The organism is Shewanella sp. MBTL60-007 (genome assembly GCF_019654915.1).
GTDB lineage: Bacteria > Pseudomonadota > Gammaproteobacteria > Enterobacterales > Shewanellaceae > Shewanella.
The window spans coordinates 31,885-51,443 of sequence record NZ_BPET01000019.1; the positions used below are offsets into that span (position 1 = coordinate 31,885).

The 19,559-nt window shown below is 46.6% G+C and carries 12 protein-coding genes; 7 read left to right on the top strand and 5 right to left on the bottom strand.

Annotated elements, in window-relative coordinates:
- Positions 1-20 precede the first annotated feature (20 nt).
- Entirely contained in the window at positions 21-1,508 is a 1,488-nt protein-coding gene (locus tag K5Q92_RS08825) for an inorganic triphosphatase (protein ID WP_220768637.1), read from the bottom strand.
- 232 nt (positions 1,509-1,740) lie between these two features.
- Between K5Q92_RS08825 and K5Q92_RS08830 the strand changes: the two genes are divergently transcribed.
- From K5Q92_RS08830 to K5Q92_RS08855, 6 genes are all read left to right on the top strand, one after another.
- On the top strand, positions 1,741-2,421 hold the full coding sequence (locus tag K5Q92_RS08830) for a TIGR00153 family protein (protein WP_220768638.1): 681 nt from the start codon (positions 1,741-1,743) through the stop codon (positions 2,419-2,421).
- A 25-nt stretch (positions 2,422-2,446) separates the two neighbouring features.
- Positions 2,447-3,715: an inorganic phosphate transporter gene (locus K5Q92_RS08835; RefSeq protein ID WP_220768639.1), complete on the top strand. Its 1,269-nt coding sequence runs from the start codon at positions 2,447-2,449 to the stop codon at positions 3,713-3,715.
- Between the two features lie 162 nt (positions 3,716-3,877).
- Positions 3,878-4,453: a TIGR04211 family SH3 domain-containing protein gene (locus tag K5Q92_RS08840; protein ID WP_259649532.1), complete on the top strand. Its 576-nt coding sequence runs from the start codon at positions 3,878-3,880 to the stop codon at positions 4,451-4,453.
- Between the two features lie 696 nt (positions 4,454-5,149).
- Entirely contained in the window at positions 5,150-8,341 is a 3,192-nt protein-coding gene (gene putA, locus K5Q92_RS08845; RefSeq protein WP_220768679.1) for a bifunctional proline dehydrogenase/L-glutamate gamma-semialdehyde dehydrogenase PutA, read from the top strand.
- 382 nt (positions 8,342-8,723) lie between these two features.
- Positions 8,724-10,604, top strand: a complete 1,881-nt coding sequence (locus K5Q92_RS08850) for a methyl-accepting chemotaxis protein (protein WP_220768640.1) — start codon at positions 8,724-8,726, stop codon at positions 10,602-10,604.
- Between the two features lie 302 nt (positions 10,605-10,906).
- Positions 10,907-12,787 carry a methyl-accepting chemotaxis protein gene (locus tag K5Q92_RS08855; RefSeq protein WP_220768641.1) on the top strand — a complete coding sequence of 627 codons (1,881 nt, stop codon included), beginning with the start codon at positions 10,907-10,909 and terminating at the stop codon, positions 12,785-12,787.
- A 99-nt stretch (positions 12,788-12,886) separates the two neighbouring features.
- On the opposite strand, the gene cydC is transcribed toward K5Q92_RS08855, so the two are convergent.
- The 4 genes from cydC to K5Q92_RS08875 form a co-directional block, all read right to left on the bottom strand.
- Positions 12,887-14,626, bottom strand: coding sequence for a cysteine/glutathione ABC transporter ATP-binding protein/permease CydC (cydC, locus tag K5Q92_RS08860; protein ID WP_220768642.1), 1,740 nt, complete (start codon positions 14,624-14,626; stop codon positions 12,887-12,889).
- Positions 14,626-16,479 (bottom strand): cysteine/glutathione ABC transporter permease/ATP-binding protein CydD, encoded by a 1,854-nt coding sequence (cydD, locus tag K5Q92_RS08865; protein WP_220768643.1) that lies wholly within the window; start codon positions 16,477-16,479, stop codon positions 14,626-14,628. Before cydD ends, cydC begins: the two co-directional genes overlap by 1 nt.
- A 352-nt stretch (positions 16,480-16,831) precedes the next feature.
- Positions 16,832-17,179 (bottom strand): DUF3622 domain-containing protein, encoded by a 348-nt coding sequence (locus K5Q92_RS08870; RefSeq protein ID WP_220768644.1) that lies wholly within the window; start codon positions 17,177-17,179, stop codon positions 16,832-16,834.
- Between the two features lie 206 nt (positions 17,180-17,385).
- Positions 17,386-17,601 (bottom strand): DUF3565 domain-containing protein, encoded by a 216-nt coding sequence (locus K5Q92_RS08875; protein WP_220768645.1) that lies wholly within the window; start codon positions 17,599-17,601, stop codon positions 17,386-17,388.
- A gap of 395 nt (positions 17,602-17,996) precedes the next feature.
- Between K5Q92_RS08875 and K5Q92_RS08880 the strand changes: the two genes are divergently transcribed.
- On the top strand, positions 17,997-19,553 hold the full coding sequence (locus tag K5Q92_RS08880; protein ID WP_220768646.1) for a DEAD/DEAH box helicase: 1,557 nt from the start codon (positions 17,997-17,999) through the stop codon (positions 19,551-19,553).
- Positions 19,554-19,559 lie beyond the last annotated feature (6 nt).

Below are 19,559 nucleotides of genomic sequence, written 5' to 3' on the forward strand. Positions count from 1 at the left end.
TTAAGCGAATAGAGCTGGGATTAACGCCAATAAGGCTCACTCTGCATTGCACTGCGACGCGAGAACTCCATCGCCTGCACTAAGCTCTGCTCTTTATTTTCAAGCCAGTCGCTGATATCCAAATAAGCCGTCTCGCTAATAGACTTTAGTTGGCGGTAGGCTGCTAGCGTACGGATCCCCAACGCCAAATCCTGCCATGGCGCTCTAAATTGATCCCGTGACTTTTCACTGTAGAGGCCACCATAGGCGACACCCACAAAAATACTGTCATCAAGTGCCTTAGCAACCGAAAGGTAGTCGGAGCTACTCAACTCATTGTCGAGCGGCATCACGTCTAAAATTTTCTGCCAAGAATTTTCCTGCATCTTATCGGCAAAGCTTCTCAGATCTAGCTCTTTGTCTATGATCACTTCACCATCATTTAACTGCATCAGCAGACTGACTAAGTGCACTTGTAATCGGCCATAACAAAGGTCGCCAAGTAGCTGTTCAACTTGGCCAATAATATCTAACTGCTCAAGCTTAGCGGTTGCCACATCCACCAGCGCCTGATGCATAGGTAACTTAGCCACTAAAGCGGCATTATTTTCAATGATGCTATAGAGGCTTAGCCCCTCTTCAATAAAATTAAGTCGTTGCTCGATACTATCGAAGTCGGTTTGAAATGAGTCTTCAAGCAGCTCAAACTGTTTCAGGGTGTTTTTAATTAAGCGAATGCAGGCACGTAAACGGTAGCTGAGCATAGGTAAGGCCATCACAGCCTGCGTTGGCGCTATAATCAACGCTTCTATGGTCTGCCAGCGATCTAGGCCGACTGCCAACAAATTAACTGCGACTTGTTTAAGGCTTTGGTTTGGATCTATTTCAATAAACTTCAGTGCTTCAATCGTTTCGAGACTAGATTGACCAGCTAACTGGTAGCCGCGTTGCGCCTTACTAGCTTTACCCAAGCGTACCGGGATCTCTCGACTGACGAGGCCCGCTAAGGTCAATAACGCACAGGTATCACCTGCTAGCAATTCAAACTCTAACTCACAGATAGGGTCGAAGTTGTCACCGACTCGGATCTCGCCAACATCTAAAGCGACCTCGACTAAGCTATCATCAACAAAAATATGCCAGCTCTGACGTTCAAAATCGGTATTAAACAGACACTGGAGTTCTGACTGAACTTGTTCGATATTTGACTCTGCTGGCCAAATTTCATTCGGGAATAAATTTAATTTGGGAAAATCTTGATCTATATCAACATTAAATTCGGGGCGGGAATGGATACCGCCTATAACTTGACCAGCTGTCTTAATTGTCTGCTCTAAATGGTCATTTACGCCTCGGATCCGTAGACCCATATCCCATTTTCTTAGAGTGAGGTCTGGAGTATCAAAGTAACTATTTGTTAGTTTCTTTACGCCCTTCCCATCGCAACTTGGAAGGCTATCTAGCAGGTTTATAAGGTTTTTTTCATGGATCTCATTAAAAAAAAGTTTCAGCTCTATTTCAGCTTCCATCGTTCTACCGTTCACCTTGTCATTAAAAATTAATCAAACTGTCACTAAAGGTACATAGTGTAATATTTCTGTAATAATATCGCCGTAGGATCCGCTTTGCAGTTAGGATATAACTAGCTAGAATAAAAAACTGTCTATTTAAATATAAAAACACAGTTTTCTTACGCGGCCGCTTGGGTTAACATGCGCCCGCTTTTTCCAATAGTGGAATAACCAAAATAGGTACACGGCAATGCCAGTAAACTCTATTTTAGGCGTGTTTGCAAAATCGCCAATTAAGCCTCTTCAAGAGCATATCGACAAAGTATACGACTGTGCGTCATTACTTGTCCCATTTTTTGAAGCTACTGTCGCAGGAGACTGGGACAAAGCCGTTCAATTACGTAAGCAAATTAGCTCTGCAGAGCAAGAAGCGGACTCACTAAAGCGTGAGATCCGTCTGACTCTGCCTGGCGGTTTGTTTATGCCTGTTGAGCGTACTGACTTACTGGAGCTATTAACCCAGCAAGATAAGATTGCTAACAAAGCAAAAGACATTTCCGGCCGTGTCATTGGCCGACAATTAGAATTACCTCTAGCTATTCAAGAACCATTTATTGCCTATTTACAGCGCTGTATCGATGCAGTTTCGCTGTCTAAAGAAGCAATTAACGAACTCGACGACCTTTTAGAAACTGGTTTTAGAGGCCGTGAAGTGGATCTCGTGGCTAAAATGATTGGTGAACTCGACTCTATTGAAGAGGATACCGATGACTTACAGATTAAGATCCGTAGACAGCTTTACGCTATCGAATCTGAATTAAACCCTGTAGATGTAATGTTCCTCTACAAGATAATTGAGTGGGTTGGTGACTTAGCAGATCTTGCTGAACGAGTCGGTTCCCGCCTAGAGCTAATGTTAGCTCGCGTCTAATCGGAAAGGTTATCAAGGTAATAACATGGTTGATGTATTAGTCACCAATGGCCCGTGGCTTATTGGCATTGCGGCTGTATTTGGATTTTTAATGGCATGGGGTATTGGCGCGAACGACGTAGCCAATGCAATGGGAACCTCTGTAGGTTCTAATGCGATTACAATTAAACAAGCGATTATTATCGCTATGATCTTCGAGTTTGCCGGTGCGTATCTAGCGGGTGGTGAAGTAACCAGTACTATCCGTAAGGGTATTATCGATTCAGCTTACTTCGTCAACTCTCCAGAACTACTCGTTTACGGTATGATTTCAGCCTTGCTTGCTGCCGGTATCTGGTTGATCGTTGCTTCTGCACTAGGCTGGCCTGTATCTACCACTCACTCAATTGTTGGCGCCATCGTTGGTTTCGCCGCTGTGGGTGTGGGTAGTGATGCAGTAGCTTGGGGTAAAGTAGGTGGTATCGTTGGCTCTTGGGTCATCACTCCTGCAATATCTGGCTTTATCGCCTTTATGATATTCCAGAGCGTACAAAAGCTTATTTTCAACACTGACAACCCGTTAGAAAACGCTAAGCGTTATGTTCCTTTCTATATGGCGTTAGCTGGCTTCGTTATGTCGCTAGTGACTATCAAGAAAGGACTTAAGCACGTTGGTCTACACTTCACTAACGTTGAAGCGTATGCCCTAGCTGTTGTTCTAGCGATACTTGTTGGTATTGGCGGTATGATCGCCATTAAGCGCCTTAAGATGGACAGCCAGGCTGACCGTCAAACACAGTTTGGTAACGTTGAGAAAGTATTCGCTATCTTAATGGTTGTGACCGCATGTTGTATGGCATTCGCTCACGGTTCAAACGATGTTGCTAACGCGATTGGCCCTCTAGCAGCTGTTGTATCGGTTGTTGAAAGCGGCGGTCAGATTAACAACACTGCGCCTCTAGTCTGGTGGATCCTACCTCTAGGTGCTGTGGGTATCGTTATGGGTCTTGCTATCTTTGGTCAACGCGTAATGCAAACCATCGGTAAGAACATTACTCACCTTACACCAAGCCGTGGTTTCGCTGCTGAGCTTGCAGCGGCATCAACCGTTGTTATCGCATCGGGTACAGGTCTACCAATTTCAACTACGCAAACACTTGTGGGTGCGGTACTAGGTGTGGGTATGGCTCGTGGTATTGCTGCGATTAACATCGGTGTGGTACGTAACATTGTTGTTTCTTGGGTTGTAACCCTTCCAGCAGGTGCTGGTCTTTCAATCATGTTCTTCTTCATGATTAAAGGTATTTTCAACTAAGATTGAGCAACATCGGCTTTACAAGAATTACGTAATATTAAGGGAAGTTTGATTATTTTTGTATCAAACTTCCCTTTTGCGTTTTATCCCTCTTTTGCCACTTGCATTAACCCCTTTAAATCCCTAGCATGTGGGCTAAATTTCGTAGATGAGAATAGATTAGTGTTAAGACTTCTAATTATTGCGGGAATGATGCTACTTTCCCCCTCTTTGCTTGCCGCAAACCAAACGCGCTACATCTCTGATGATGTTTACATCTACCTTCATGGTGGGGCTGGAACGCAGTTCCGGATCTTGGGCAGCGTAGAGGCTGGTCAAAAGGTGACTTCACTTAATGAAACTCAAGGCGACTACAGCAAGATAATCGACCATAAGGGTCGTGAAGGCTGGATCCAGAGCAAGATGCTAAGCGCTAAACCAAGCCTTCGCGTGCAGCTACCAGCGATTCAAGCTGAACTAGAGCAGACTAAGGCTAAACTTGAAGCCGCTCTTGATAGCAGCGACAGCAATGCTCAAGAGCTTAGCCAAGTTAAGTCTCAACTTGCTGCGGCTCAAAAAGCCCTAGACAGTGCGACTAACGAACGCGATAGCGCCAAGGCAAAGCTTGCCAGCATGCAGAAGAACGAGCGTTTCGAGATGTGGAAACAAGGTGGCTATATTGCTGCCGGTGGTCTGATTTTAGGTATCATCTTAGTCTACTTGCCAAAGCCACAGCGTAAGCCTAAGAACCGCTGGTAATCGCATAGTTATAAGTAAAGTTAACTACATTAAAAGCCTGTATTAAGTATATACAGGCTTTTTTATTGGCTGGATCTAATAGAGTAGCCCCATAATCGCTCATAAGCGCCTCATTTAACAAACGGATGTTATTCGGCTGACGGCCTTACGGATCCAATAAAGTCCTACACAAGTCTGTTTATAAGCTTTAGTGTACTCACTTTAACAACTAGCTTATCTCTCTATTCGAATCGTTGAAACCTCTCCCCTCCCCAGTTAACCCGCTCGGACTCTTGTAAATTACGCCAACACCTAATCACAGGACAAAGCATTTGCGTTCTCATAGCAAAATCTTTCTATGTAAGCTTCATTTCTTAATATCATATTGGTTTATCAGGTAATTTTTTAGCGATTGAAATTAAACTCCTGACCCCTATGAAAACCGTCGGTAATAATTCAGTAAAACCGCATATAAAGCCGATATGATTAAAACGCTGCACTTTTTTTAATCTTTCCACAGGCCCCACAATACAAGGGCTAGCGCGCATTCCTTAAAATCAAAATCAAACGCAGATCACAATAAATATGACATTATTGTCACCCGTCACATTTTATGGTTATAATCGGCCGCGCGGAGGCCTTAGATTGTATACAAAAGAATAACAACAGAGGTTTTGTCGCGACACCTTATCCAAGCAATCAGCCCCTGTGGCTAAGATGGAAGCGATTACTATGTTCAAAGCGAGTGAAGTTCTAGCAGGTCACTATGACTCAGCTACCCTCGATGAGCTGTTTAAAGCCATCACCAATAACTACATTGTCGATGAAGATGAATATCTGTCGGAACTGATCAAACTTGTGCCATCTAGTGATGACGAGATCCAACGCGTTACTAAAAGAGCTCATGATTTGGTGGCGAAAGTTCGCCAATATGACAAGAAAGGCCTAATGGTGGGTATTGATGCCTTCTTGCAACAGTACAGCCTAGAAACGCAGGAAGGCATTATTTTGATGTGTCTTGCCGAGGCATTATTGCGTATTCCTGATGCGGCTACCGCTGACGCGTTAATCGAAGATAAGCTATCGGGTGCTAAATGGGATGAACATTTAAGTAAGAGTGATTCACTGTTAGTTAATGCGTCAACATGGGGACTCATGCTAACGGGTAAAATCGTCAAGCTAGACCAAGCTGTTGACGGTAAACCAAGTAACCTATTAAATCGCCTAGTCAACAAAATGGGCGAGCCTGTGATTCGTCAAGCCATGCTTGCTGCCATGAAGATCATGGGTAAGCAGTTTGTTCTTGGTACAAGCATCAAAGATGGCCTTAAAAACAGTGAGAACAATCGTAAACTTGGCTATAGCCATAGTTATGACATGCTTGGCGAAGCGGCGCTCACTAAAGCTGACGCTGATAAGTACTTCTCTGAATATTCATCAGCGATCGCGGCTCTTGGTGCGCAAGATTACGATGAAACTCAGGCTCCTCGCCCCACTATCTCTATCAAGCTATCGGCGCTTCACCCAAGATACGAAGTGGCCAATGAAGATAGAGTCCTTAATGAGCTATATGACACGCTAATCAAGCTTATTGTGCAGGGTCGCAGTCTCAATGTCGGCATATCTATCGATGCCGAAGAGATGGACAGACTCGAACTCCACCTCAAGCTATTTAAGATGCTCTACAACTCAGACGCTGCTAAAGGCTGGGGACTTCTAGGCATTGTTGTTCAAAGCTATGCCAAACGTGGTCTGCCTGTACTTTGTTGGCTCACGCGTCTTGCAAAGGAGCAAGGTGATGAGATCCCAGTGCGACTGGTTAAAGGCGCGTATTGGGACAGTGAGCTTAAGTGGGCCCAGCAAAATGGTGAAGGAGGCTACTCGCTGTTTACTCGCAAAGCGGGCACCGATGTCTCTTATCTTGCTTCTGCGCGTTACCTACTGTCAGATGCAACAAGAGGCGCTATCTACCCTCAGTTTGCAACCCATAATGCTCAATCTGTTGCGGCCATCATGGATATGGCAGGCGATCGCCTCTACGAATTCCAACGCCTACATGGCATGGGTCAAGAGCTGTACGATACCTTGCTGGCCGAAAGTCCTACGACTCGGGTTCGCATCTATGCGCCAATCGGTGAACATAAAGAACTCTTACCCTACCTAGTGCGACGACTATTGGAAAATGGTGCTAACACCTCATTTGTTCATAAACTTGTCGATCCTAAAGTAGCAATCGAATCACTCGTGGTTCACCCGCTGACGACCCTGAAAAAGTACCAGACACTTTCAAATAACATGATCGTTCAGCCAGCCGATATCTTTGGCTCATCGCGCAAAAACTCAAAGGGACTCAATATGAACATCATCTCCGAATCTGAGCCATTCTTCGCCGCACTAGATAAGTTTAAAGACACCACATGGCATGCTGGTCCACTGGTTAACGGTGAGACCCTAGCTGGCGAAACCAAAGAGGTTGTGAGTCCATTCGACACCACACAAGTGGTAGGTAAAATTGCTTTTGCCAACAACCAAGCGGTTGAGCAAGCCCTTGCAAGCGCCAATGCCGCATTCCCAAGCTGGTGTTCCACACCGGTAGAAGTGCGTGCCAATGCACTACAAAAACTTGCAGACTTGCTAGAAGAAAACCGTGAAGAACTCATCGCGCTCTGTACCCGTGAAGCGGGTAAGAGTATTCAAGATGGTATCGATGAAGTCCGTGAGGCCGTAGATTTCTGCCGCTATTACGCGGTACAAGCGAAGAAGATGATGGCCAAGCCAGAACTGCTTCCAGGCCCGACCGGGGAGCTTAATGAGCTATTCTTACAGGGTCGCGGCATCTTTGTCTGCATCAGCCCTTGGAACTTCCCATTAGCTATCTTCTTAGGACAAGTGGCAGCGGCGCTAGCAGCTGGTAACACTGTAGTGGCAAAACCAGCCGAGCAAACATCGATTGTTGGTTACCGTGCGACTCAGCTCGCTCACGAAGCGGGAATTCCTAAGGAAGTACTACAGTTTCTTCCAGGCACAGGCGCAACAGTTGGCGCGGCAATTACTGCCGATGAGCGCATTGGTGGTGTTTGCTTTACGGGTTCAACAGGTACAGCCAAGCTCATTAACCGCACACTAGCGATGCGTGAAGGGGCGATCATCCCGCTTATCGCTGAGACTGGTGGTCAAAATGCTATGGTGGTCGATTCAACATCACAACCAGAGCAAGTGGTTCACGATATCATTGACTCTTCGTTCACCAGCGCTGGCCAGCGATGCTCAGCATTACGGGTACTCTTCCTGCAAGAAGATATTGCCGACCGCGTACTCGATGTGATGAAAGGCGCAATGGAAGAGCTAAGCATAGGTCATCCTGGCTTGGTCAAAACCGACGTGGGCCCGGTTATCGATGCCACAGCCAAAGCAAACCTCAATGCCCATATCGACCATATTAAGCAGGTCGGTACCTTACTTAACCAGCTAGAGTTGCCAGAGGGCACCGAGAATGGTCACTTTGTGGCGCCGACAGCGGTAGAGATTGATTCGATTAAAGTGCTGGATAAAGAGCATTTCGGCCCGATCCTGCATGTGATCCGCTACAAGGCATCTGAACTTGATAAAGTCATCGATGAGATCAACTCAACAGGCTTTGGTTTAACCTTAGGTATTCACAGCCGTAACGAAGGTCACGCACTCAATCTTGCAAGCAGAGTGAATGTGGGTAACGTCTATATCAACCGTAACCAAATTGGTGCAGTTGTGGGTGTACAACCATTCGGTGGTCAGGGCCTATCGGGTACGGGACCTAAGGCAGGCGGTCCACACTACCTGACTCGCTTCGTCACAGAAAAAACTCGCACCAACAACATCACCGCCATTGGTGGTAATGCAACCTTGCTGTCATTAGGTGATAGCGAGTAGTAGCGCTAAATCTTCCCTGTGCATGCTCAGGTGTGCAGGGGAGTGAATTGACTAGAAAGCCGATTGTATTGCAATCGGCTTTTATTCTAACGAGAGTAGGCTTACCATCATTACCACCAAAAGCCTAATGCCGTACTGGCTTGTTTTCATGTAAATTATTCAGTTCCTCAATAAATTATACAAATGTGTACACATGACTCTTTTATCATTGTCTTGATATTTGAGATAACTCTCCCATTTATCATGAGCTTGATATACATACTTAAAACCTTTGCTTTATAATTCAATCGTTTTTAAACATGGGATTTATCTACGCTTCCATTCTTTTACTAGTACTAGCCAAAATGGTTGCTTAACCTAAATTTTATTAGTGATAAATAAAATGAACCTTACGATAAAGCACAAAATTCAACTTGCCGTTTTAGTGACTATTCTTGCTATTAGTAGCACCTTGGCCACCCTGTCGACCCGCCAATTAATCCATGATACTGAGCTGGCGATCTCAACACGCTTCGAGTTACAGGCTGAAGCTTTGAGTAATAATATTTTCAGTTGGCTAGAAGATAAGAAGCGCATCGTTAAGGCTAACCAATCTCGAATAAAGCAAGGCTTAGACAGCGATAGAGAGCTATGGTTATCTGTCAATAGCGGTGGTTTCATTGATGTGTATGCTGGATTTGATACTGGCGATATCATTTCTGGTGATAAGAGCCAACCTTGGCCAGACGATTATGAACCACGAACACGCCCTTGGTACATCCAAGCTTCTAACAGCTCTGAGATGATCCTCACGCCTCCCTATATCGATATCACAGGTGCCGCAGTCGTGACACTGGCCCAGCGTTTTAATGGCGCGATGAAGGGGGTTATCGCTGCCGATTTGAGTATCGGTTACATAACGGAGCAGATTAATAACCTGCAGATTGAGAATGCAGGCTTTGCCTTCCTCTTGGATGAAAACAATAAAGTCCTCGCATTTAGGGATACTAACTATGCGCAAAAAGATGCTAGCCGTCTCGCGCAAACATTAACGCCAGCAAACATTGAGACTATCCGCAACAGCGGTGAGATCAGCACCGTCGAGTGGCAAGACGGTAATGAGAAGCTGATCCGTTTAACTCACCTAAAGGGCACCAACTGGACACTGGGTTTAGTTGAGGACAAAAACCTTGCCTATCAAATGATTGAGAAGCAAGTCGTTAACAAGCTGATCGTGGTTGCAGTGCTTGCATTCATCATCTTGATGATTGCTTCTTTCATCGTGAACCAGATGTTCAAACCGCTGCAACAATTGACCAATGCGATTGAAACCCTGTCTAAAGGCGATGGCGACCTGACTCAGCGCTTTGCTGCAAGTAAACAAGATGAAATTGGTCTACTTGAAGGCCATATGAACCGTTTCCTTGAGAGCCTGCAACAGATGGTTAAGGCGATCTCCAGCGATACCGAACAGCTGATCAAGCAGATCCATGAGTCTTCAGCTATCGCATCTAAAGCCAGCGAAGGCGTTAACGGTCAACATCAAGATGTGGATCAGATAGCCACCGCTATCCATGAAATGTCTGCAACCGCAAGTGAAGTGGCTAATCATGCAGAAATGACAGCCAATGCTGCGCAAGTGTCGACCCAAGCTTGTGTTGAAGGTAACGAGGTTATCGTTAAGAGTAGCGACTCTATCGAGCTGCTTTCTGAACAGTTAGGCGATGCCTCTAAGGTGGTTTCAGCACTCGAAGAGAACGCTACAGAGATCAACCAGATCCTCTCAACAATTCAAGCAATTGCCGAACAAACAAATCTGCTGGCGCTTAACGCTGCGATTGAAGCGGCCAGAGCTGGTGAACAGGGACGAGGTTTTGCCGTGGTGGCAGATGAAGTGCGAGTACTGAGTCATCGAACCCAGGATTCGACCGAAGAGATCAGAGCCATGATCACCACCTTACAGCGAAACAGCCAACAGGCGGTATCTTCTATGGCATCGAGCACAGATATCGCCCATCAGAGTGTCGAATTCGCTAACATGGCAAAACAGAGCCTAGAGCGCATTACTGACTCAATTACTGAGATCTCCGATATGTCGACCCAGATCGCCAGTGCAGCAGAAGAGCAACGTGCGGTGTCTGAAGATATCAGTCGCAATACACAAGCGATAAGTGATACTTCTCATCAACTGTCGTCTCAAACCCAAGAGGTCAGTGACAATGCATTAGAGATGCTGCAGACCTCGAATGAACTAAGCGATCGCGTCTCACGCTTTAAGATCTAAATAGCCGATAACGCCTCTATAAGCCCTGTAAAATGCAGGGCTTTTATTATAAAACCGCTCCCTTTAGTGACATTTCCAATCGCTGCTAAACGATAAAAGGTGCAGCTGACATAGTTGTTTCTGCGTTATGTAACCATTAGCAATTTTGGTATTAGTTATTAATAATTTGAGACAAATCTCTCAGTGATGAAACGATTCAAATGCTCAACTAATTATCATCCCCTATAATCCGCTCCACTCCCAACAAGACCTTGCCGTACTGACAGTCTTTAGCCAATGATTTGTCGGTCAAAATTATTAAAATGAACCTTACAATTAAGCACAAGATCCAACTCGCGGTTTTAGTCGTCATAGTGACGATAACAGCGACACTCGCCCTTATTGCGACCAAGCAGCTAAACCAGCACACAGAAAATGCCATCACAACCCGCTTTGCACTGCAAGCCGATGCGGTCAGCAACAATATCTTTAGTTGGCTCGCAGATAAGAAGCGTATTATCACAGCCAATGAGGCTCCACTGCAAAGCGGCCTAAATAACGCAAAAGAGCTAGAACTTAGCATTCAAGCAGGTGGCTTTATTAACCTGTATATGGGGTTAGAAAACGGACAAGTGATTTCTGGAGACAAAGCCGTTGAGATCCCTGCCGATTTTGACGGTCGTACCCGTCCATGGTACCAAGCTGCCTACAACAGTCACGAGATCATTACCACCTTGCCTTATGTGGATATCTCCGGTGATACCGTAGTGACCTTAGCTAAACGCTTTAACGGTCAATTCTCTGGAGTGCTAGCAGCGGACCTAAGCATCGGCTATATCACAGAGCAGATCGATAACCTCAATATCGCTAATGCCGGTTTTGCATTCTTGTTGGATGAAAATAATAAAATCTTGGCCTTCAGAGATAGAAGTTATACTCAGCAAGATGCGAGTCGTTTAGCGGCAAATTTAAATCCACAGACTATTCAGACCCTGCGCGATAGCGGCAAGATAGCCACTATTGAATGGCAAGATCGCCAAGATAAACTAATCCGCTTAACTCCACTAAAGGGCACCAACTGGACCTTAGGCTTAGTCGAAGACAAAGCCCTCGCCTATGACGCTATTCAGGAGCAAATTTTACAATCACTCCTAGCAGTAACAGTATTAGCCTTTATCATTTTATTAGTAGCCTCTGTTGCTGTTAGCTACCTGTTTAGACCACTGCAGCAACTCAGCCTCGCCATTGAGAAGCTATCTCAAGGCGATGGTGACTTAACTCAACGCTTCGCTGCCGATAAGCAAGATGAAATAGGTCAGCTTGAATGCCATATGAACAGCTTCCTCGCAAGTTTGCAGCAGATGGTACAAGCCATCTCAAATGATACGCAAATATTGATCAAGCAGATCAATGACTCTTCTGATATCGCTGTCAAAGCCAGTGATGGTGTCCATGGCCAACACCAAGATGTGGATCAGATAGCCACAGCGATCCATGAGATGTCGGCAACCGCTAGCGAAGTCGCCAATCATGCTGAGATGACTGCTAATGCGGCACAGGTATCGACTCAAGCCTGCATTGAAGGCAATGAAGTCATTGTTAAGAACAGCGACTCTATCGAGCTTTTGTCACAGCAACTTGGTGATGCCTCTAAGGTGGTTTCAGCCCTCGAAGAGAATGCCACCGAAATCAATCAGATCCTCTCTACAATTCAGGCGATTGCCGAGCAGACCAATCTGCTAGCCCTTAACGCAGCGATCGAGGCGGCGCGAGCTGGAGAGCAAGGCCGCGGTTTTGCCGTTGTAGCCGATGAAGTGCGTGTACTGAGCCACCGCACCCAAGACTCGACCGAAGAGATCCGTGCCATGATCACCGCCTTGCAGCAAAACAGCCAGCAAGCGGTATCCTCGATGACATCGAGCACAGAGCTTGCCCATAATAGTGTCGAATTTGCCAACCAAGCCAAACATTGCTTGGAGAGCATAACCAACTCCATTACTGAGATCTCGGATATGGCGACCCAGATCGCTAGCGCGGCAGAAGAGCAACGTGCGGTTTCAGAGGATATCAGCCGTAACACTCAAGCGATCAGTGATACCTCTCATCTACTGTCATCGCAAACCCAAGAGGTTAGCGATAATGCCCAAGAGATGCTGCAAACCTCAAGTGGATTAAGTGAGCAGGTTTCTCGTTTTAAAATCTAATACCAGCAGTACAAACCAAATTACCTATAATTAAGCCCTGATTATTCAGGGCTTTTCTTTACACTCGATTTCAATAGTGGTCAGTCTTTATCGATGAGATTAGGCTAAACGCTGGAACAAGCTAGCATAATAGTCATCAGAGCTAAGTAACTGCCTATGACTACCACTAGCACGAATAGTACCTTGGTCCATTAAATGGATAGTATCCATCTTGTTCATGGCGGTGAGTCGGTGGCTTATCATCAGCATCGTCTTGCCCTCGGCAAACTCGAACAACAGACGCAGTATTTCACGTTCGGTGCGCTTATCTAGGCCTTCGGTTGGCTCATCAAGCAACAAGATTGGTGCATCACGTAATAAAGCCCTTGCGACACCGATACGGCGCTGCTCACCACCAGAGAGCTGACGTCCACCCTCGCCTAGCCAAGTATCGAGCGGCTTTTCTCCCTGCAGTAAGCTATCTAAGCCGACCTTTTGTAGCACGGCAATTAGCTTGTCATCATCCTTACGGGTCGCTCCCTCAATGGCCAAAGCCAAGTTGTCTCGCAAGCTACCGCTGAAAAGATAGATCCGCTGACTCACCACCGACATAGATTGGCGCAGTTGCTGCTCGGTATAATCGGCAACCTCATGATCATCTATGGTGATCTGACCGTTTGTCGGTAACCACTCACGAGTCAATAGCGACAATAGGCTCGATTTACCACAGCCCGTTTGTCCAAGTAGGGCCACTTTCTGCCCGGCCGGAATATCGAGATTGAGTCCACTGAGCACACTTTGATTTTTGGCATAACCAAAATCGATATCCTTAAACGCGATATTGCCCGCAGTGATTGCAACGCTCTGCTCACTTGCAAAAGTCACACTTGGTGCTTGCTCAACCACCTCATTAAGTCTGGTCGCCGCCGAACTACAGGCCGATAGATGCTGGAAGGCTCCTGCCAACGGCATCATCATCTCGATTGTTGCCATGGTTAAGAACACCACCATGGCAAGTCTTGGTCCTGGTGGCACAGCCGTACCCACGCCTGTCGCAGCTAAATACAACATCAGCAGCACCGCAAAACCATGACACAAAATCAAGCAGGCTTGGCTTAGTGCCGTCACTCGGTTCATCACATTCTGGCTATTAATCATCACGCTTTGCGCCTGATCAAGTCTGTCTCTATAAGCCTTTTGCGCACCAAACAGCGTCAACTCAGCCTGACCCTGTAGGTATTCCAATAGCTGGACTCTTAACTGTCGTTTTGTCTCTAACTGGGCAATTCCGGGTTTGCGGCCAAGAAAGTAAAAAGTCGTTGGTAGCAATAGCCAAACGGCCAATAACACACTGCATAAGGTTCGCGCCAATTCTGGGTCAAAATGGCCAACGAAAAAGTACAGCGCCAGCATCATCAATAACGAGGCCGCTAACGGCGTCATTAATCGCAGATACAGATGATCTAAGGTATCGATATCGGCAACTAAGCGGTTAAGCAGGTCGCCTTGTCGCACCCCTTGCAAATTCTTAGCACTCAGGGGAAGCAGCTTATTCCACACCCAGCAGCGAAGATCCGTCAATAAACTAAAGGTCGCCTCATGAGTAGCAAGGCGCTCACCATAGCGACTCGCGGTACGCACTATCGATAAGAAACGCACCCCGCCTGCTGGAGTAAAGTAGTTAAAAGTCTGCGCCGTTAATACCGTTAAGCCTGCGACTGCCGTAGCCGAGAGGAACCAGCCAGATAACGACAGTAAACCTATGCCAGCCATCAAGGTTGTCACGCTTAAAAACAGGCCAATAAACATCATAAAGCCTTGGCTTTTAAAGCGTTTAATATAAGGGAATAGTGCTCGCATTACTTATCTCCCTCAGTTTGTGTTTGCTGCGCTGGTGTCGCTTCTTTAGCTTGAGTGTCGTCGTTAAGCTCGGGGTCATGAGCTAGGTCAAGGTCAAACTCACTAGCGCTACTGGCTTCCTCCAACATCTGTTTAAAGCAACCGGGTTCTGACACGAGTTGCTCATATCTTCCCTGCTGCACGATAGCGCCCTTATCTATCACTAAGACTTTATCCATGGCGCTTAGGTTCTCCAGTCTGTGGGTGACCATCACACTGGCTTTACCTTGCATCGCGCTTGTTAAAGCGGTTTGTACTGCCTGCTCGCTCAAACTATCAAGGCTCGCTGTTGGCTCATCGAGAATGAACAGCTGCGCCTGCTGGGCAAGTGCACGAGCCAATGCTATTCGCTGAGCCTGCCCCACAGACAATCCCGCCGTTTGCTCTGCAATAGGGTAATCAAGCCCTTGAGGTTGCAGCTCAACAAAATCTAAGATCTGTGCCTGCTCTAACAGCTTACAGATCGCCTCATCTGATAAGGTTCGTCCCATGGCAATGTTGTCTCGTAAAGTGCCATGAAACAGCTGTGGCTCCTGTCCAAGCCACGCCAACTGCTTACGCCAATCCGCCAGCGATAACTCTTTCAGCTCAGTACCCGCAATCTTAAGTTGTCCCTTGTAGGGTAAGAAGCCCAACAGGGCGTTAAGCAAACTGGTTTTCCCCGCACCACTTGGGCCTACGATCGCCACATGCTCACCCGCTTTTACCTGAAAGCTAACCGGGCCTAGCAGCAAGCTGCCATCGAGGCTATAAACAGTTAAATCCTTCGCCTCTATCTCTAGCACGCCGCTCACTTGCTTATCGCCAACCTGTTGCTCAGTTGGGTGATCCAGCAGCGCCATCAACTCTTCTGCAGCACCAATTGCTTGGGCTTTGGCATGATAGTGGGTGCCCATATCTCTAAGTGGCTGATAAAACTCGGGGGCTAAGATCAATACAAACAAACCAGTAAACAGGCTGATTGACACGCCGTAGTGACCAAAGTCCAGATGATGCAGGTAGCTAAAGCCAAAGTAGACCGCCAGTACCGCAATCGATACCGCAGCAAAAAACTCCAGTACTGCAGAGCTTAAAAACGCCATCCGCAGTACGGCCATGGTCCGCTCACGAAACTCTTCCGAGGCTTTGCGGATCACCCTAGCCTCTTTCTCGCCTTGATTGAATAACTTGAGGGTCGACAGGCCTTTTAGCCTATCCATAAAGTGGCCGCTTAAACGCGCCAGCGCACTGAAATTCTTGCGGTTAGCATCGGCGGCGCCCATACCAACTAAGATCATAAACATAGGAATAAGCGGTGCGGTCGCCAGAAGAATAAGGCCTGCCGCCCAGTTTATTGGGAATACCGCCACTAAAATAATCAAGGGAATGAAGCCCGCCAGCACCACCTGAGGCAGGTAACGAGCGTAAAAGTCGTGCAGATCTTCCACCTGCTCTAGCACGATACTGGCCCAGCTTCCTGCGGGTTTGCCCTTGATGAAAGCGGGACCGAGTAGCGCTAATTTATCGAGTACCGCAGCGCGCATCTGTATGCGCAGTCGTGCACCAGCCTGAAAGCTGGCTCGCTCTCGGGCGAAAGCCAAAATACCGCGCACTATGGTTAGTAGCAATAAAGCCCAAAAGTGATCGATAAAATCAGACTTGGGCAGCTCATCTATGATGATCCCTTGTAAAACGGTCGCGATGAGCCAGGCCTGACACATTAAACTGAGTCCGGTCAACACACCGAAAAAAACCGACAGATTCAGATAGAAGCCACAGGCCTTTTTCTGCTGTTTAAGCCACTTTGTAAGCTTTTTCTCTACTGTTTTATCCATGTTCTTCCAGACTAACCACTGTGGGAGATGAGTCGATGCTTGGCATCTTTGCAAATTGAGCTAGCACGCCTAGTTAAAGACTTTGATGTAAGGCTTAAGTTCAATAACTCTGAGAATGCATCTCAATATGAGCTGAGTATCGCAGGCATTGATCGCAGAATAAAACGGGGTTGATATATTTGCTATCAGACTCACAAAAATTGAGCTAGATCAATAAAAGTGAGATTATCGACAATAACAGAGCCTGAGTAACTCATATAAAAAAACCGCATCAAGCTAGGCTTAATGCGGTTTAGTCTTTGATTTAGGCGAGGCTAAATCAGCTCGGTCTCAAATGACGTTGAAAAATAGATTAACGATCTGAATCAGACTCGTAATCTAGGTTATCTTCATCGAAACCGTAATCAGAACCTTTAGGTTCGCGAGCATCACGCCATGCATCGGCAGCTAGCTCTTTAGCTTCAGCCGCTTCGTTACGCTCTTCACGTGCCTTAGCCTTACGCTCATTACGCTTAATTAAGTTCTCTAAGAATGACTTAAGCTCAGTCTCACCCCAAGCTTGCGCTTCAGCTTCAGTGGCAAAACCTTGCTTGCTCTTAGAAACCACGATCTTACGTGCCGTTTGACGACGAGTGATCTGAGCGGTCCAAGTTGCGCCATCTGCAACTACGCGAAAATCATACTTCTTAGTTTGTGTCATGTTACTTTTATCCTAACAATAATTCTAATACTTGAGCTAAGCAGGCTATGCACTATAAAAGGCGCCCCTTAACAGGAGAGCCAATTCGAGATAGTTATAGCTAAGCTCAATCAATACGCAAGACCAATAACCTAAGTATCACTCTCGCGTTCATAATTCTGTTTATCAACCACGCTGCCAATGATCACCTTTCATTGCCACGAGGTTTATACTGATTGGTATTGTTCCATTTCCGAGTCTAATTCACACAGCTTACAATTGAGCTTATAACCCAGCATGGCATTTCTGCCTTCTCGATGAGTCACCCAGTCTCGCCGCTCCCAAGGAGGACGATGGCGAACATGCTGAGCATGGCCGCAAGACAAATTGGCAACCCAATGATCTTCATCATCTTGATGATAACTCACGATAGGTTGCAGCATGACAAACCGCCGAATTAGGTATAATCCTTACCTAGATTTTGCTGGTAAAAATCGGTAGATGAACTTTCAGGGGCGCGAGATTAACACATGCAGCCCAGATACAACATCTTTTAATCGCCCAAAAATCACACAATCGATGTTTTTTTTCAAAATTAGCCCATTTCAGTGAAAAACGCTTATCGATACGCCCAATAACACAAGCCTAATTAACTGCCATACTCTTATAGATGAAGTGAGTTATGGGATAACTTGATTATTTAGCCACTGATTGTTTAATAATTAGCGCTTTTTAAGCAGATCCTGTAAGCTGCACGGCCGCCAGCATCTGCAGGCCCCCTTAAACCGCTGCCAGTCGCACTTTAACGCCTATTTCGCAGCCGAAATGAGACCTATCTATGAGTTTTGCCTCTCTGGGCCTATCAGCCCAAATTTTGAAAGCCGTTGCCAACAAAGGTTATGACACTCCGTCCCCTATTCAAGCGCAAGCAATTCCAGCCGTACTTGAAGGTAAAGACGTGATGGCCGCCGCGCAGACAGGTACAGGCAAAACAGCAGGCTTTACCCTGCCACTGCTAGAGTTACTTTCAAAAGGCACTAAGGCACCAGCAAAACAGGTGCGTGCATTGGTACTTACACCGACTCGTGAACTCGCGGCTCAGGTAGGTGAAAGCGTTGAAGTTTATGGAAAGCAACTACCACTTAAATCAGCCGTAGTGTTTGGTGGCGTTGGTATTGGTCCACAGATCTCTAAGTTGAGTCGTGGCGTCGATATTCTTGTCGCGACCCCTGGCCGTTTACTGGATCTCTATAACCAGCGCGCAACGAGTTTTAGCCAGCTTGAAGTTTTAGTGCTAGATGAAGCCGACCGTATGCTGGATATGGGTTTCATTCATGACATCAAAAAAATCTTAGCGATTTTGCCTGCGAAGCGTCAGAACCTAATGTTCTCAGCGACGTTCTCAGATGAAATCCGCCAACTCGCTAAAGGCCTAGTTAACAACCCTGTTGAGATCTCAGTTACACCACGTAACGCAACCGCTAACACGGTAAAACAGTGGATCTGTCCAGTCGATAAGGGCCAAAAGGCCGCGGTCTTGGTAAAGCTTATCAAGCAGAATAACTGGAAGCAGGTATTGGTATTTAGCCGTACTAAGCATGGTGCGAACCGTCTGGCTAAAAACCTAGAAGCCAAAGATATTACTGCGGCCGCTATTCATGGTAACAAGAGCCAAGGGGCAAGAACCAAAGCCCTAGCCGACTTTAAGAGCGGCGCGATTCGCGTGCTTGTGGCAACCGATATTGCCGCACGAGGTTTGGATATCGACCAGCTACCTCAAGTGGTTAACTTCGATCTGCCAAATGTACCTGAAGATTACGTGCATCGCATCGGTCGCACAGGTCGTGCGGGCGCATCTGGCCATGCGGTTTCACTTGTGAGCGATGAAGAGGCAAAGCTGCTGCGCGATATCGAGCTGCTGATCAAGCAGAACTTAGAGCGTCGTGTGATTGAAGGCTACGAGCCAACCCATCGCCTACCAGAAACGAACCTAACAGCTAAGTCTCACGGCCAAAACAAAGGTCCACGTAATGCGAGTAACCAAGGCCGTGGCAATGGTCGCTCACGTAGCCCTAACAAAGGCGCTAACTCGGGTGGTGCTAGCAACAAGTCACCCAACCCACGCCGCCAAGGTAATGGTGAAAACAGCGGTGCTAAGGTCGAGCACAAAGATGGTCAACGTAGCGGCGAAATGGCTCGTGGCCACCAGCCAAATGCCAATGCACAACCAAGTAAGCCTAGACGTCAGCGTAGACCAAACGCGAATAACAATGCATCGGGCAATAATGTTTCAGGCAACAATGCTTCAAACAACAATGGTAAGCCTTCAGGTCAACGTCGCCCTAACGCGAATAGAAGTAGCAATGGCAACCGCAGTGCCAATAAGCCAAGCTAGCTTAAG

Bases quoted from the DNA above. Each gene is read 5' to 3' on its own strand.
- K5Q92_RS08825 (WP_220768637.1), bottom strand. From the start codon at position 1,508: ATGGAAGCTGAAATAGAGCTGAAACTTTTTTTTAATGAGATCCATGAA.
- K5Q92_RS08830 (WP_220768638.1), top strand. From the start codon at position 1,741: ATGCCAGTAAACTCTATTTTAGGCGTGTTTGCAAAATCGCCAATTAAG.
- K5Q92_RS08835 (WP_220768639.1), top strand. From the start codon at position 2,447: ATGGTTGATGTATTAGTCACCAATGGCCCGTGGCTTATTGGCATTGCG.
- putA (WP_220768679.1), top strand. From the start codon at position 5,150: ATGGAAGCGATTACTATGTTCAAAGCGAGTGAAGTTCTAGCAGGTCAC.
- K5Q92_RS08850 (WP_220768640.1), top strand. From the start codon at position 8,724: ATGAACCTTACGATAAAGCACAAAATTCAACTTGCCGTTTTAGTGACT.
- K5Q92_RS08855 (WP_220768641.1), top strand. From the start codon at position 10,907: ATGAACCTTACAATTAAGCACAAGATCCAACTCGCGGTTTTAGTCGTC.
- cydC (WP_220768642.1), bottom strand. From the start codon at position 14,626: ATGCGAGCACTATTCCCTTATATTAAACGCTTTAAAAGCCAAGGCTTT.
- cydD (WP_220768643.1), bottom strand. From the start codon at position 16,479: ATGGATAAAACAGTAGAGAAAAAGCTTACAAAGTGGCTTAAACAGCAG.
- K5Q92_RS08870 (WP_220768644.1), bottom strand. From the start codon at position 17,179: ATGACACAAACTAAGAAGTATGATTTTCGCGTAGTTGCAGATGGCGCA.
- K5Q92_RS08875 (WP_220768645.1), bottom strand. From the start codon at position 17,601: ATGCTGCAACCTATCGTGAGTTATCATCAAGATGATGAAGATCATTGG.
- K5Q92_RS08880 (WP_220768646.1), top strand. From the start codon at position 17,997: ATGAGTTTTGCCTCTCTGGGCCTATCAGCCCAAATTTTGAAAGCCGTT.